The 14845-nt window shown below is 67.7% G+C and carries 15 protein-coding genes; 10 read left to right on the forward strand and 5 right to left on the reverse strand.

The genetic code is table 11. The features are described 5' to 3' along the window. The first annotated feature begins 15 nt into the window (after positions 1-15). Positions 16-492, forward strand: coding sequence for a universal stress protein (locus H9639_RS05155; protein ID WP_191807068.1), 477 nt, complete (start codon positions 16-18; stop codon positions 490-492). Here H9639_RS05155 and H9639_RS05160 read toward each other — a convergent pair. Further along, entirely contained in the window at positions 489-2081 is a 1593-nt protein-coding gene (locus tag H9639_RS05160; RefSeq protein WP_318241981.1) for an MFS transporter, read from the reverse strand. The two genes, H9639_RS05155 and H9639_RS05160, sit on opposite strands and share 4 nt — an antisense overlap. 138 nt (positions 2082-2219) lie before the next feature. Here H9639_RS05160 and H9639_RS17015 point away from each other — a divergent pair, with 138 nt between their 5' ends. Genes H9639_RS17015 through H9639_RS05175 form a run of 3 tightly spaced genes read left to right on the forward strand, consistent with a single transcriptional unit; the run spans position 2220 to position 3961 of the window. Further along, positions 2220-2786: a TetR/AcrR family transcriptional regulator gene (locus H9639_RS17015; RefSeq protein ID WP_191807069.1), complete on the forward strand. Its 567-nt coding sequence runs from the start codon at positions 2220-2222 to the stop codon at positions 2784-2786. A 57-nt stretch (positions 2787-2843) separates the two neighbouring features. Then, on the forward strand, positions 2844-3311 hold the full coding sequence (rraA, locus tag H9639_RS05170) for a ribonuclease E activity regulator RraA (RefSeq protein ID WP_191807070.1): 468 nt from the start codon (positions 2844-2846) through the stop codon (positions 3309-3311). Between the two features lie 8 nt (positions 3312-3319). Then, complete coding sequence (locus H9639_RS05175) at positions 3320-3961, forward strand: dienelactone hydrolase family protein (protein ID WP_191807071.1); 642 nt, start codon at positions 3320-3322, stop codon at positions 3959-3961. A gap of 73 nt (positions 3962-4034) precedes the next feature. Here H9639_RS05175 and H9639_RS05180 read toward each other — a convergent pair whose 3' ends face one another. The 3 genes from H9639_RS05180 to uraD form a co-directional block, all read right to left on the reverse strand. Continuing rightward, positions 4035-4880, reverse strand: a complete 846-nt coding sequence (locus tag H9639_RS05180; protein ID WP_191807072.1) for an HpcH/HpaI aldolase/citrate lyase family protein — start codon at positions 4878-4880, stop codon at positions 4035-4037. Between the two features lie 169 nt (positions 4881-5049). Then, positions 5050-5388, reverse strand: coding sequence for a hydroxyisourate hydrolase (gene uraH, locus H9639_RS05185; RefSeq protein WP_191807073.1), 339 nt, complete (start codon positions 5386-5388; stop codon positions 5050-5052). After that, the gene (gene uraD, locus H9639_RS05190) at positions 5385-5900 is read right to left on the reverse strand and encodes a 2-oxo-4-hydroxy-4-carboxy-5-ureidoimidazoline decarboxylase (protein WP_191807074.1); all 516 of its coding nucleotides are present in this window, start codon (positions 5898-5900) and stop codon (positions 5385-5387) included. Before uraD ends, uraH begins: the two co-directional genes overlap by 4 nt. A gap of 578 nt (positions 5901-6478) precedes the next feature. On the opposite strand from uraD, the gene H9639_RS05195 reads away from it, so the two are divergent. The 3 genes from H9639_RS05195 to H9639_RS05205 are packed head-to-tail and all read left to right on the forward strand — an operon-like array spanning position 6479 to position 11305. Next, the gene (locus H9639_RS05195; protein ID WP_318241982.1) at positions 6479-7615 is read left to right on the forward strand and encodes an XdhC family protein; all 1137 of its coding nucleotides are present in this window, start codon (positions 6479-6481) and stop codon (positions 7613-7615) included. Positions 7616-7628: 13 nt separating this feature from the next. Beyond that, the gene (locus H9639_RS05200; RefSeq protein WP_191807075.1) at positions 7629-8477 is read left to right on the forward strand and encodes an FAD binding domain-containing protein; all 849 of its coding nucleotides are present in this window, start codon (positions 7629-7631) and stop codon (positions 8475-8477) included. Continuing rightward, positions 8474-11305 carry a molybdopterin-dependent oxidoreductase gene (locus H9639_RS05205; protein ID WP_191807076.1) on the forward strand — a complete coding sequence of 944 codons (2832 nt, stop codon included), beginning with the start codon at positions 8474-8476 and terminating at the stop codon, positions 11303-11305. The genes H9639_RS05200 and H9639_RS05205 overlap by 4 nt, the downstream gene beginning before the upstream one ends. Here H9639_RS05205 and H9639_RS05210 read toward each other — a convergent pair. Beyond that, positions 11292-11549, reverse strand: coding sequence for a metal-sensitive transcriptional regulator (locus H9639_RS05210; protein ID WP_191745498.1), 258 nt, complete (start codon positions 11547-11549; stop codon positions 11292-11294). The genes H9639_RS05205 and H9639_RS05210 overlap by 14 nt on opposite strands. A gap of 295 nt (positions 11550-11844) precedes the next feature. Here H9639_RS05210 and H9639_RS05215 point away from each other — a divergent pair, with 295 nt between their 5' ends. From H9639_RS05215 to H9639_RS05225, 3 genes are read left to right on the forward strand one after another with little or no spacing between them, the layout of a single operon-like run. After that, positions 11845-13245, forward strand: coding sequence for an MBL fold metallo-hydrolase (locus tag H9639_RS05215; RefSeq protein WP_191807077.1), 1401 nt, complete (start codon positions 11845-11847; stop codon positions 13243-13245). 53 nt (positions 13246-13298) lie between these two features. Next, the gene (locus tag H9639_RS05220) at positions 13299-13889 is read left to right on the forward strand and encodes a rhodanese-like domain-containing protein (protein ID WP_191807078.1); all 591 of its coding nucleotides are present in this window, start codon (positions 13299-13301) and stop codon (positions 13887-13889) included. 9 nt (positions 13890-13898) lie between these two features. Next, positions 13899-14777 carry a sulfite exporter TauE/SafE family protein gene (locus tag H9639_RS05225; protein WP_191807079.1) on the forward strand — a complete coding sequence of 293 codons (879 nt, stop codon included), beginning with the start codon at positions 13899-13901 and terminating at the stop codon, positions 14775-14777. The last annotated feature ends 68 nt before the right edge of the window (positions 14778-14845 follow it).

Genomic DNA, 14845 nt, shown 5'->3' on the forward strand with positions numbered 1-14845 from the left:
CAGGAAGAAGACCAGATGAGTACGAACCCCGGCGGCCGGATCGTGGTCGGAGTGGATGGATCGGCGCTCTCACTGGTGGCGCTGCGGACCGCGCGCCGGCTCGGAGATTTGCTGCAGTGCCACCTTCAGGCAGTGTCCGTATGGTCGTATCCGGTTGCCCTGGCGGTTCCCGTTGCTTCCACGGAGTGGACGCCGCGGGTCGAAGCCGAATCTGCACTGGATGACACCCTGACGGCGGCTTTCGGAGAGGAATTCCCGGAAGGGCTCACGAAAACGGCCGTAGCCGGCCAGCCGGTCCACGTCCTGGTGGAGGCGAGCAGAGGGGCGGAGCTGCTGGTGGTGGGCAGCCGGGGCCGAGGAGGCTTCAAAGGGCTGCTGCTCGGCTCGGTCAGCTCCGCCGCCGCTGCGCACGCCCACTGCCCGGTGCTGATCGTGCACCCCGGTGAGTCAGACTCCAGCCTCCTCACCGGGGTTCCGGTCTCTGGCGGTTAGGCCTTGCTGCCGGCGGCCGCCGGCGCGGGCTTTTCAGCTGCGGGCTGCATTTCCTCAGGCTCACCGCTGTCCGGCGCCACGCGGCGCAGTGCCACCACGGCACCGGCAGCCGCGGCGACCATCAGCACAATGCCGATTGCCGACGTCGCCACCACACCGGAGTCGAACGCAGCCTGGGCCGAGGCCAGCAGGTCCGCGGCCTGCGGACCGGGGAGGGTCTTGGCTGCCTCGACGGCGCCGCCCAGGGTTTCCCCGGCGGCGGACGCCGCGTCCGGATCCATCCCCGCCGGGAGAACAACACCGTTGCGGTAGCCGGCCGTCAGGATGCTGCCCAGCACGGCGGTGCCCAGCACGGCGCCCACCTCATAGGCGGTTTCGGAGATGGCCGACGCCGCTCCGGCCTTTGCGGACGGGACACTGGAGAGGATGAGGTCATTGGAGATGGTCTCCGCGGAGCCAACACCGACGCCCAGGATCATAAACGCAATGATCAGGCCCAGCGGGCTTTCATTGTGTCCGGTCAGCAGCACCACGGTGTAGCCGACGGCACTGAAGAGCAGACCGCCTGCCACTGCGTAGGCGGGACGGACCCGGCGCACCACCTTCACCACGAGCAGCCCGGCGACGATGGTGAGCATCAGGCCCGGGAGCATCATCACGCCGGCCTCCCGGGGCGTCTGCCCCAGGACCAGCTGCAGATGCTGGGAGAAGAAGAAGATGAACCCGACCTGCGCGAAGACGCTAAGCAGGTTGGCGGAGATGGAGCCGCTGAACACCGGATTGCGGAACAGCCGAACGTCCAGCATCGGTTCGTCCCGGCGCAGCTGCCGGCGGACGAAGGCGGCTCCGAAAACCAGGGCCACAGCCATGGGCAGCAGGGAATCCACCCCGAACCCGTGCGTCGACACGGTCTTGATGCCGTAGACCAGCGGGAACATGGTGGCCATGATCAGTCCGATGCTGATCGGGTCGATCTTGCCCGGCTTCGGGTCCCGGGATTCCGGCAGCAGGCGCGGGCCGAAGACCAGCAGCGGGATGAGCACCGGCACGGCCAGCAGGAACACCGATCCCCACCAGAAGTGCTCCAGCAGGGTGCCGCCGACAATCGGGCCCAGGGCCGCGCCGCCGGAGAAGCCGGCAGCCCAGACCGCAATCGCGATCCGCCGCTGGCTGGGGATCACGAACATGTTGCGAATGATGGACAGTGTGGCGGGCATCAGCATGGCACCGAAGAAGCCCAGCAGGGCACGCGCACCGATCAGGGCCGACGCCGACGGCGCAAAGGCCGCGGCAACGGAGATGAGCCCGAAGCCGGCGGTGCCGATCATCAGCATCTTCCGCCGGCCGAACCTGTCCCCCAGGCTGCCCATCGGCACCAGGAGCCCGGCCAGGATCAGCGCGTAGATGTCGATGATCCACAGCAGTTCCGTACCGGTGGGAGCCAGTGCCCGGGACAGTGAAGGCACGGCAAAGCTGAGCACGGTGTTATCTACCGCCACCAGCAGGACGGCGAGCATCAGGACCGCCAGTCCCAGCCATTCACGCTGTCCAGCCCGCGCGAGCACGGGCCGTTCCTGTACCGCAGGCACAATTCCTCCTTGGATGCTGGCAGGGGTCTCCCTGCCGAAAACTTGTGGATTAAAAGACGGAACAGCACGTAGCCGGAGCCGGCCGAACGTTACTGTACCGTCTAGACTGTACAGGAAGAAATGGCGTACCGTAAAACCATGCCTGCACAGACATCCACCCGGGACCGCGTCCTGTCCGCGTACGAGGAACTGCTGATCAATGAAGGTCCGCGGGGGGCGACACTGGACGCCGTCACGGCGCTGGCCGGCGTCTCCAAGGGCGGCCTGCTGTACCACTTCAAGAACAAGGAAGCCCTGGCGGCCGGAGTGGTCGAGCGGCTGAAGGAACTGGCTGCCGCTGACCTGGAACAGATGCGCACCGATCCCGAGGGTCCGTCCAGATACCTGGTCCGCACCTCCGTTTATGTCGGCAGCCCGCTTGACCGTGCGCTGATCGCCGCGGTGCGGCTGGCCCAGTGCTCAGACCCCGCGGCGTCGGACCTGCTGCAGCAGATCCACCGCGACTGGTTTGATCTGGTGTTTCACGAAGTGGGAGACCGTGCCATTGCACGCGCAATCATGCTGCTGGGCGACGGGCTGTACTACAACGAGGGGCTGCCGGGCGGCTGGCCCCAGCAGGAGAACTCGCCAACTTCCGGCCCGGTGGAGGAACTCCTGGAAATCGTTGACCGGCTCAAGGCCCTTACTCCCGCCGGCCGCCCCTGATCCTTCCCTGCGCGTCCGGCCAGGGCTGGCCCGGTGCGGTGTGGCACAGTGTGTGCCATGGAAACAAGCACAGCTGACCTCTACGACGAACTCGGCGAAGCACTGGCTTCGGTCTCCCTGCAGTTCCAGGATCTGGGCGGACAGACCCGCTTTACCGGGACGGTGCGCACGATCCGCTGCCTGGAGGACAACGGACTGGTGAAATCCGTCCTGAACTCCCCCGGGAACGGCGCGGTGCTGGTGGTGGACGGCGCTGGTTCGCTCAACACCGCCCTGATGGGGGACATGATCGCCGAGGCCGCCGTGGCCAACGGGTGGGCCGGCGTCGTTATTAACGGTCCTATCCGCGACCGCGCCGCCGTCGCCAAGCTGCCGCTCGGCGTCAAGGCACTGGGTTCCAACCCGCGCAAAAGCGCCAAGGAGTCCGCGGGTGAGGTGGACGTGCCGGTGGAGTTCGGCGGGGTGACGTTCCGCCCCGGCGCCCGGCTCTGGGCCGATGAAGACGGCATCCTGGTCGAACGGTAGGCGTACAGGTGGCCAATGTACTGGTCTTCCATTCCGAGCTTGGCCTGACGCCGGGCCTGGAGGCCTTCGCGGACCTGCTCCGGGACGCCGGCCACACCGTCACCGCACCGGACCTCTATGACGGGCAAACGTTCAGCACCCTGGAGGCCGGGCTGGAGTACGCCGGAGAGGTCGGCCTGGAGACGCTCGAGGCACTGGGCGTGAGGATCGCCGAGCAGCTGCCGGAAGACCTGGTCTACATCGGTTTTTCACTGGGCGTCCTTCCCGCCCAGCGGCTGGCGCAGACCAGACCGGGAGCCCGGGGTGCCGTGCTCATCAGCACCTGCGTTCCTCCCGGCGCGTATGCCTACACCTGGCCTGCCGGCGTGCCACTGCAAATCCATGCCATGGCCGAGGATCCGGTGTTCGTGGAGGAAGGGGACCTCGACGCCGCCAAGAACCTCGTTGAGTCCACAGCCGCCGAGCCGGGCGGGGCCTGGGACGGAGGCGCGACACTGGATGAAGCCTCCGTCAAGCTCATCCTGTATCCCGGCAGCACGCACTTCTTCGCGGACATCAGTTCACCCGACTACGACGAAGACTATGCCCATGCCCTGACGGCAAGTGTCCTGCAGTTACTGAGAGGCATCGACGATGGGATCGAGGATTAAACACCGCAGCCCACCCCCGTAAGGGAGCGGGCTGCGGTTCTGCTGCGGATTTACTGCGGCCGAGGCGGAACGCTTACGCGTTCCAGAGACCGTAGGAGTCCGCCAGCGAGGAAATCTTCTGGGCGCGGGCCAGGCGGGGCAGGTAGGAACCATCGCCGACGACGGCGCCCGCGGCGTGTGCCTCCAGCAGCTCGTGCGCCCAGACGATTTCCGACTCACTGGGTGACAGGCCCTGGTTGATCGTGTCCGCAGCCTCGGGCATGAGGCACAGCTTGCCGGTCATGCCCATCGAAGCGGTGACCTTGCAGGCCTCCAGCAGCTTCTCACCCAGGGTGCCCACCGTCGGGCCGTCGATCGGACCGGGCAGCTGGCCCACACGGGACGCCACCACAAGCTTGGAACGGGCGTACGCGAGGGCCATCGGATCATCCGAGGCGCCGGTGTCACGGCGGAAATCGCCCACGCCGAAGGCCAGCCGGAAGGTACCCGGAGCGCTGGCAATCGCCGTCGCGTTTTCAATGCCGAGTGCCGATTCGACCAGGGCCAGGACCGGGGTGCCGGCCTGCAGCCGCATGGCCGTGTGCGTGACCTGCTCCGGCTTTTCGGTCATGGCCAGCATGACGCCGCGCAGGCCCGGAGCCTTGGACAGCGCCGCGAGGTCGTCTGCCCAGAAATCGGTTTCGATGCCGTTGACGCGGACCCAGGCGGTCATTCCGGTGGAGAGCGCCTCGACCACGCGTTCACGCGCTGCCGCCTTGCCGTCGGCGGGGACGGCGTCTTCCATATCGAAGATGACCGAGTCCGCTTCGGAGGCCAGGGCAGGCCCGAAGTTTGCTTCGTCCGCGGCTGATGCCAGGAGCCAGGAGCGGGACAGTTTCGCAGGCAGCGCCGCAGCGCGGCTGTTTCGGAATGGAGCCATAGCAATGAGACTACTTTCCAGCCACTGGGTTATCCCAACGCAGGGGCTGTTGATGTGACGACGGTTACTTCATATCCGGGTTATCCTGCGGCCGGCCGGGCGACGGCGGCGCTCCCCCGGCCGCAGCAGGTCCGGGCCGCCCTTCCCCCGGGCACGCTGCAGCGGGCGGTCAGCTGCCCCGGTAGGTGGAGTACGCGAACGGGCTCAGCAGCAGGGGCACGTGGCAGTGCTCCCCGGTTCCGCTGACGTTGAAGGTCAGGCTGACGGACGGAAAAAACGACGGCGTTCCGGCAGCTTCGAAGTAGGCCGCCGTGGCGAATTCAAGGCGGTAGGTCCCCCCCGGCAGCCGGTCCGGACCAAGATCGGCAACCCGGCCGTCAGCATCCGTGGTCCCTGCGGCGATTTCCCGCCAGCCCTGCTCCGCTTCGGCCTGGAGGGAGACCGGAATGCCTTGGGCCGGCCGGCCGGCGGCGGTGTCCAGGATGTGCGTGGTGATCTGGCTTTTCACTGGTTCAGGAGCCCTTCGAGTCGGAGGATGGCAATCTCGCGCAGCTGCGCGGCGATGACATCAAGTTCTTCTTCCGGAGTGTTGTCCAGGCGCTGGGAGAGGGCGGCCAGGACTTCCTCGGCGCTGCGGCCGGCTGCGCGGATCAGGAATACCCGCCCGAAACGCTCCTCATAGGCACGGTTTCCGGCCGCCAGCTGGGCCTGCACATCCGCTGAGGTTGCCACGCCCGACTGCTCGCGGCGTGAGAACTGCGCCTCGCTGCTGCTGCCGTCCGCCCGCTCGCCGATCCGGGGATGGTGCGCCAGGGCGCCGTCGATCTCTGCTTCGGTCCAGCCGGGAGCGGCCAGCTCGGCGAAGGAAATCAGTTCCGCCGGCGTTCCAAAGGGCCTGGCCAGGACAATTTCCGAGGTCCAGCGGGGGATGTCGACGCAGGGCTTCAACGCTGCATTGGCGTCCGCGATGGAGGCTGCGTTGAACGCGGAGAGGAAGTCCGGGGAAGATGTGAGGGCCACGGGTGTCAGCTTTCGGTAAGGGCGGAGATAGGACTTCCCGGCGCTGCACACCCTTGACCATCGGCGTTGGCCGACTTGATTCGATGTTCCGGTGAAGCTTCCTAGATGCTTTCCTGGTTTTCTGCTGTTTTCTTGATGCGTGTTCCGCTGAGTTTTTCTTGCAGTGTTTCCTTGCAGTATTTCCTAGATGTTTCCTTGATGCGGAATTTCTATTTCAAATAGTCTGTGTCTGGCGTCACAGCATGTCAAGCTGCCGGACGGTCCGTGGTTGCCGGACAGGTGCTGGACAGGCGCCCCGAACACTTTGCGCCGGTTGCCGGCGCCCGGGTGATGGACAGGGAATCCCGTGGTAGGCTCCTTCCAATTCCGGCCCGGATAATGCCCCTTTACTCGTGCGGAAGTGCTTTACGCGGCGCCAAGGTGCGGCGCCGAATGGTCTTGGTGAAAGCAAGAGACAAGAACTGGATTCGCGGATTTAAGGCCCGCCCGGCCCTCAGCCCGGTGGGGAACTCACCGCTTGGTTGCTGGTTAACCGGTAGCGGGTGCCGCCGGCGTAACCCCGTTGAAGGGCAGGTGCCGTGCTGGATCACTGGGACGACGTCGTCAACTCCCTGGCTGCAGGAATTCCCTGCGCGGCCGCAACGATTATCCGCACCTCCGGCTCGGTTCCGCGGCCAGCCGGCACCTCGATGATTACCAGCAGCAGCGGCGAGCTCTGGGGTTCGCTGAGCGGCGGATGCGTGGAAGCCGCGGTGCTGCACTCCGCCCTCGAAGCGATTGCCGATGGAAGCCCCCGGACCGAGGTCTTCGGCTACAGCGACGGCGATGCGTTCGCCGCCGGGCTGAGCTGCGGGGGCAGCCTCGACGTCCGGATCCAGCCGCTGGCACCGGGCGCGCTTCCGCCCGGCCCTGCCCCTGCGGCCCTGCTCCGGCGGCTCGACGGCGGCAGGCTTCCAGTCGCCGTGTCGTCAGGAGCGGCCCTGGACGCTGCCCTGCAGGATCTGCTCCCGGATGTGGAAGCGGCCGTCCTGACGGAGATGCGCGCCCGGCTGGAGTCCCTGCTCTCCGCCGGGAGGACCGGCGCTGTCCCGGTGCCCGGCCGGGACTCTGCCGGTGGCTCCGGCGGCGAGGCGCCAGCACTGTTTTTGGAATGCCGCCCGGCGCCCCCGCGCCTGTACCTGCTGGGCGCCAACGACTATTCGGTGGCGCTGTGCCGGATGGGCGCCCTGCTCGGGTACCGCGTCACGGTGGTTGATGCCCGGACGGCGTTTACGAATCCGGAGCGTTTTCCGGAGGCCGAGGACGTCGTCGTGCAGTGGCCGGATACCCTGCTGCGCGCCGAACAGGCTGCGGGCCGCCTGGATGCCCGTTCCGTGGTGTGCCTGCTCAGCCACGACGCGAAGTTTGACGTTCCCGCCCTGGCTGCCGCCCTGGGCTCACCGGCAGGATACGTCGGCGCGATGGGTTCACGGCGGACCCACCGGCAGCGGGTGCGGGCACTGCGGGCGGCCGGGATGGACGGTCCTTCCCTGGCCAGGCTGCACTCCCCCATTGGGCTGGACATTGGCGCCGGCACCCCCGAAGAAGTGGCAGTGTCCGTGTTCGCCGAGATCACAGCCGCCCGCCACGCCGGCGCCACCGGGCTGCCGTTGTCCGCGCTGAGCGGCCCCATTCATGCCTCCCCCCGTCCCGTTACCCAACTCACCGCCAGCTAGGAGATCCCTGCGCGTGGACATCAACACGATTACGGACCTGGTCCCCACCGCCGACCCGGCGCACTGGCGCCCCGGCGATGCCTGGCTGGGCGGGGGCACGGTGCTGTTCTCCTACGGCAGCCAGAGCCTGCAGCGGCTGTTGGACATCACCCGGGCCGGATGGGAACCGCTCACCGTCCGGGAGGACGGCCTGGAAATCGCGGCCACCTGCACTGTGGCCGAACTGTACGCTTTTGCCGGTGACCTGCCGGCCGCCGCCGCGGACTGGACCGCCCTGGAACTGCTGCGCCCCTGCTGCGACGCCTTTGTGGCGTCGTTCAAGGTCTGGAACGTCTCCACGGTGGGCGGCAACATCTGCACCGCGCTTCCCGCCGGACCGATGACCTCCCTGACCGCCGCGCTGGACGGCCAGGCACTGGTGCTCTCGCCGGACGGCACGGCGCGCACCCAACCGGTCACCGAGCTGGTCACCGGTGACGGGCAAACATCCCTCGCTCCCGGGGAGCTGCTGCGCAGCGTGACCCTTCCGGCCACGGCCCTGCAGGCCCGCACGGCCCTGCGCCGGCTGTCCCTGTCCAATCTGGGCCGCTCCGGCGTCCTGGTGATCGGCCGGGTTGATCCGGACGGGGCCTTCATCCTTACCGTGACCGCCTCGACCGTGCGCCCGGTCCAGCTGCGGTTCGGCAGCGTTCCCGGCCGGGCCGAGCTGCGCGCGGCACTGGATGCCGCCATTGAGTTCCCGCTCTACCACGACGACGTTCACGGGCTGCCGCAGTGGCGGCAGTACATGACCGAGCGGTTGAGCGAAGAAATCCGCGCCGAACTGGCCGCTGATCCGCAGGCACGGGAGGCAGCACAGTGACATACACGGTCAACGGACAACCCGTCCACGGCGAACCCGCGCCCGGGCAGTGCCTGCGCACCTTCCTGCGGGCCGCCGGAAACACCGGGGTGAAAAAGGGCTGCGACGCCGGCGACTGCGGCGCCTGCACGGTCCACGTGGACGGGGTTCCGGTGCACAGCTGCATTTATCCCGCCAGGCGCGCCGAAGGCCGGAACGTCACCACGATCGAAGGGCTGGCCGACGGCGGCACACTGCATCCGATGCAGCAGCAGTTCCTGGACGCCCAGGGATTCCAGTGCGGGTTCTGCACTGCGGGCGCCATCATGACCGCAGCCACCTTCGGGCCGCAGGAACTGGAGAATCTGCCGCGGGCGCTGAAGGGCAACCTCTGCCGCTGCACCGGGTACCGCTCCATTGAGGACGCCGTCTCGGGCACCCGGAACATCTGCGGGCAGGCGGGCTCCGGCTGCTCGGGCTGCTCCGCCGAACCCGACGCCGGCGCGCCTGACCGGGCCGCGGCATCAGTGGGGCACAACATCCCCGCGCCCGCCGGCCCGGCCATCGTGACCGGAGCGGCGCGTTACGCCCTGGACCTTCCACCGGGTTCCTTCCCGGGCCTGCTGCACTTGAAGCTGGCCCGCTCCCCGCACGCCCACGCCCGGATCTTGTCCATCGACACGTCGGCCGCCCTGGCAGTTCCGGGCGTCGAGGCCGTGTTCACGCACCACGATGCGCCCACTCAGCGGTTTTCCACTGCCCAGCACGAACTGCACACCGACGATCCCGCCGACACCCGGGTGCTGGACGACGTCGTGCGGTTCAAGGGCCAGCGGGTGGCCGCCGTCGCCGCCACATCCGTGGCTGCTGCCGAGGCCGGCGTCCGCGCCCTGGTAGTGGAGTATGAGCTGCTTCCTGCGGTCTTCGAACCGGATGATGCACTGGCTCCGGATGCCCCGCTGCTGCACGCCGCAGCCGCAGCGGAGAACGGCGTCGGCACACCTGCACCGAGTAACATCGTGGCCGAGCTGCACGCTGAGCTGGGGGATCCGGACGCGGGTTTCGCCGCCGCAGCGGCGGTGCACGAGGGAACGTATTTCAGCCAGCGCCTGCAGCACACCGCCCTGGAAACCCATGCCGCCATTGCGTCCTTTGACGAGGACGGGCGGCTGCTGGTGCGGACCTCCACCCAGGTGCCGTTCCTGGTGCGGCGCACCCTGTGCCGGGTCTTTGACCTTCCGGAGGATCGGGTCCGGGTGGTGTCCGGCCGGGTGGGCGGCGGTTTCGGCGGCAAGCAGGAAGTCCTGGTGGAGGACATCGCGGCGCTCGCGGCGCTGCGGCTGGGCAAACCGGTGCAGCTGGAACTCACCCGCGAGGAACAGTTCACCGCCACCACCACCCGGCATCCGTTCCGGGTCCGGGTGCGCGCCGGGGCGGATGCGGGCGGGCTGCTCACCGCGCTGGCCGTTGATGTCACCACCAACACCGGCGCCTACGGCAACCACGGACCCGGGGTGATGTTCCACGGCTGCGGGGAATCCGTGGCCGTCTACCGCTGCGCCAACAAGAAGGTTGACGCCCGGGCGGTCTACACCAACACCGTGCCCTCCGGCGCCTTCCGCGGCTACGGGCTAAGCCAGATGGTCTTCGCCATCGAATCCGCCCTCGATGAGCTGGCCCGCTCCCTGAACCTGGATCCGCTCGAGTTCAAACGGCGCAACCTGGTGGTTGAGGGAGACGCCATGCTCTCAACCTCCCCCGCGGCCGCCGAAGACGTGCTGTACGGCAGTTACGGCCTGGACCAGTGCGTGGACCTCGTGCGGAACGCGCTCGACGCCGGCGCCCGGGACCCGGACCGATCCGGGGAATCGCTGGGCCCGGGCTGGCTGGTCGGCACCGGCACCGCCGTCGCCATGATCGACACGGTGCCGCCGCGCGGGCATGTGTCCCATGCCCGAATCGCGCTGCGGCCCGACGGCCGGTACGGGCTCGACGTCGGCACGGCCGAGTTCGGCAACGGCACCACCACTGTCCACACCCAGCTGGCCGGCACCGCCCTGTCCACCGGCCCGGAGAACATTGTCATCCGGCAGTCGGACACAGATTTGGTGGACCATGACACGGGTGCGTACGGTTCCACCGGCACGGTGGTCGCCGGCAAGGCATCCCTGGCTGCCGCGGCGGAACTGGCCACCCGGTTGAAGGGCTTCGCGGCGTCGCTGTTCCGCAACACCTCGGCCCAGGTGTCCCTGGAGGACGGCGCCGTGGAGTGCGGCGGCGAGCGCGTACCGCTGGCCGAGGTCTATCTGCGGGCGCAGGAGGCCGGGGTGGAGCTGGTTGCCGAGGGCCGCTGGGGCGGAACGCCGCGGTCAGTGGCGTTCAACGTCCAGGGTTTCCGGATAGCGGTGGATCCGGGCACCGGCGAGATCCGGATCCTGCAGAGTGTGCAGGCTGCGGACGCGGGCGTGGTGGTCAACCCGATGCAGTGCCGCGGGCAGATCGAGGGCGGGGTGGCCCAGGCCCTCGGCGGTGCGCTCTACGAAGAGGTGCGGGTGGACGATGCCGGGGAGGTTGAGACCCGGATCCTGCGCCAGTACCACGTTCCCACGTTCGCCGACGTGCCGCGGACGGAGGTGCTGTTCGCATCCACCAACGATTCCCTGGGCCCGCTGGGCGCCAAGTCCATGAGCGAGAGCCCGTTCAACCCGGTGGCTCCGGCACTGGCCAATGCACTGCGGGATGCTACCGGGCTGCGGTTCAACCGGCCGCCCTTCGCCCGGGACCGGGTGTACCTGGCGCTGCGGGAAGCAGGGGTTGCCTTGGATTCGGCCGGGCTCAGGCGAGGGTGAGGAAGAGTTTCTCCATGTCCGCCTTGTCGGCCGTGGGATCCTCGCTCTTGAGGCACTGTTCGAGTCCGGTGGCGATGATCGAGAAACCTGCCCGGTCGATGGCCTTGGACGCCGCGGAAAGCTGGGTGACGACTGCCCGGCAGTCACTGCCTTCCTCCAACATACGGATCACGGCATTCAGCTGCCCCTGAGCCCGCTTGAGCCTGTTGATTGCCGGTTTCATCGTGTCCGCTTCCAGTTCCATGGCGGGCCCTTTCAGTGGTTGCCGTTTCGCTCATTCTATACCCCCAGGGGTTTCCCGGACCGATGCAAACATACCCCCGGGAGTATGTGCCACGCTCACATTGAGGCAACAGCGAAACCGCTGAAAAAGCGGCGATCGACCCCATTCGATGACGGGGCTGGTCGCCGCTTGTGCGTGCACAGCTGGTTCGGACCCGCCTGGATGGCCATTTGACCGATACCCCCAGGGGTATTAGCGTTGATGGCATACGGATACCCCCAGGGGTATCGTCATTCGAGCTATACCAGGAGAGAACATGCTGTTAGAGCGCATCTATGACGAGGACCTCGCGCAGGCCAGCTACTTCATCGGGTGTCAGGCCAAGGGCGAGGCCATCGTGGTGGACGCCCGGCGCGACATCCAGGTCTACCGGGAGCTTGCCGAGAAGAACGGCATGAGGATCACGGCCGTCACCGAAACCCACATCCATGCCGACTACCTTTCAGGGACCCGTGAGCTGGCGGCCGCGACCGGCGCCGCCACCTACGTTTCAGGCGAGGGCGGGGAGGATTGGCAGTACGGCTTCGAGGCTGAGCGGCTTTTCGACCAGAGCACCATCACACTGGGAAACCTCAGCATCAAGGCCCTGCACACCCCCGGACACACCCCCGAGCACCTCGCGTTCCTCGTGACGGACGGCGCCTCCAGTAACGAGCCGGGATTCCTGCTCTCCGGTGACTTCGTCTTCTCGGGCGACCTGGGCCGTCCGGACCTGCTGGACGAAGCCGCCGGCGGAGTCGACACCCGGTTTGCCGGGGCACATGACCTGTTCGTCTCCCTGAAGGAGAAATTCCTGGTCCTGCCGGACTACATTCAGGTCTACCCCGCCCACGGATCCGGCAGCGCGTGCGGCAAGGCCTTGGGTGCCATCCCATCCTCCACCGTTGGCTATGAGCGCAGCTTCGCCTGGTGGGCCCCCTACCTCGCAGCCGATGACGAGGCCGGGTTTGTAACCGAGCTGCTCGCCGGACAGCCCGATGCCCACGCCTATTTCGGCCGGATGAAGCGTGAAAACCGCCAGGGTCCCGCCATCCTGGGCGAACGCGCACCACTGGCCGAACTTTCGGCCGACAGTGTCGCCCAGGGACTGGCAGGCAACACGCTGGGCTTTGTTGATACCCGCAGCCACCACCAGGTCCACGAGGGCACGGTACCCGGAGCCCTCAACATTCCGGCCGGAACCAAGACCGCAAGTTTCGGCGCGTGGGCCGTGGACCCGGAGTCCGACCCGCGCCCGCTGGTGCTGCTTGCGCCGGACAGCGAAACTGCCACCGCACTGTGGGACCACCTGGTACGTGTGGGCATCGACAACGTGGCGGGATACCTCACCTCCCTGGACGGATTGCCCGTTGTGGCGCCGCGCACCGTCTCCCCTGCCGATCTGGAGGCCTTTGATCCGGCCCTGATGCTGGACGTGCGGAACAAGACTGAACACGCCGCCGGGCACATCCCCGGTTCGCAGCAGCTCAGCGCCGGACGCGTGCTGTGGAACACCGGCCAGCTGCCCACTGACGGGGTCATCGTGACCTACTGCCAGTCCGGGGTCCGCAACTCAGTGGCGGCCTCCACCCTGCGCCGGGCGGGGTTTGACGTCGTTGAACTGGCCGGCAGCTACGCGGGCTGGGCCGAATGGCAGCAGGCCCGGACCGCCGGATAGTCCAGTACACCCTCAGACCCCAGACCCCCAGACCCTCAGACAGGACACACCCCATGAACCCCACACCCCAGACCGTCACCGCCGCCGAGCTCAAGACCTGGCTCGCCACCGGCACTGATGCCCTCGTCCTTGATGTGCGTTCCAGCGCTGAATTCGAGGCAGCGCACATCAAGGGCTCCTGCAACGTTCCACTACCACTGCTTGCTGAACACGCCGGGGAGTTGGTCCCGCGGCTGCGGTCCGCAGTCGTCCTCGTCTGCCAATCCGGAGTGCGTGCCTCCGAAGCCCGGAAGAACCTGGCCGCGGCCGGTTTCGAGGATGCGCAGGTGCTGGTGGGCGGGGTTCCCGGCTTCCGGGAGGCGGAAGGCCCCATCATCGAAGGGTCCAAACGCTGGGCGCTGGAACGCCAGGTGCGTATGGCCGCCGGTTCCCTGGTAGTCGCCGGGCTGGCCGGCGGGAAATTCCTCTCACCGCGTGTCCGGACCCTCACCGGCGTTATCGGCGCCGGCCTGACGTTCTCCGCAGCGACCAACACCTGCGCCATGGGCAAGGCACTGTCCGCGATGCCCTGGAACAGAACCGGGGACGAACCGACCCTTGAATCCGTTCTCGCCCAGCTCCCCGCAGCACCGCAGGAGCAGTAAGAGATCCCCATGACTCTTCCCCTCCTACTGACGCTCCTGTTATCGGTGCTGATCGGAATCTCACTCGGCCTGCTCGGCGGGGGCGGCTCCATCCTCACTGTTCCGATCCTGACCTATGTCGCCGGCATGAACCCGAAGGAAGCCATCGCGGCCTCCCTCTTCGTCGTCGGGGCGACCAGTGCGGTCAGCGCTGTGCATCATGCCCGCGGGAAGCGTGTGCGGTGGCGGACAGGCCTGGTCTTCGGCGCCGCGGGCATGGCCGGAGCCTTCGGCGGCGGCCTGCTTGGCGGACATATCCCCGGAACCATCCTCATGATTGCCTTCGCCCTCATGATGGTTGCCACTTCCCTCGCGATGATCCGCGGCCGCAGGAACGCCCCGGATGCACCCCGGCAAGGTGACCTGCCTGTCGGCAAAGTCATCGGCGAAGGCTTAGCCGTTGGCCTGGTCACCGGCCTGGTGGGTGCGGGAGGCGGATTCCTGGTTGTCCCGGCACTCGCATTGCTCGGCGGGCTGTCAATGCCCGTAGCGGTGGGCACGTCCCTGGTTGTTATCGCCATGAAGTCGTTCGCCGGGCTTGGCGGCTACCTCACCACCGTCTCCCTGGACTGGGCGCTGGTGGGCGGTGTCACCGTGGCGGCGATCCTTGGCTCATTCATCGGTGCCCGCCTCAGCAGCCGCGTCCCCGAAGCCGCACTGCGCAAGGGCTTTGGGTTCTTCGTCCTGGCCATGGGCGTCTTCGTCCTGGTTCAGGAGCTCCCCTCCCCCGCCAATTACGCCGTCGGCCTCGCAGCCACCGGCCTCGCAGCGGCCGCCGCCCTGTGCTGGTTCATCATCCCCGGGTGCCCCCTGCGCCGGACCCTGACCCCACCCCTGCCAGCCCGGTAGCGCTGCGGGTCTGCGCTGCCGGCGCAGACCCGCATCGGCGTTTGCACCCAGTGCAACCATGCACTTAG

Origin of the sequence: Arthrobacter gallicola (assembly GCF_014836775.1) — a bacterium.
Classification (GTDB): Bacteria; Actinomycetota; Actinomycetes; order Actinomycetales; family Micrococcaceae; genus Arthrobacter_B; species Arthrobacter_B gallicola.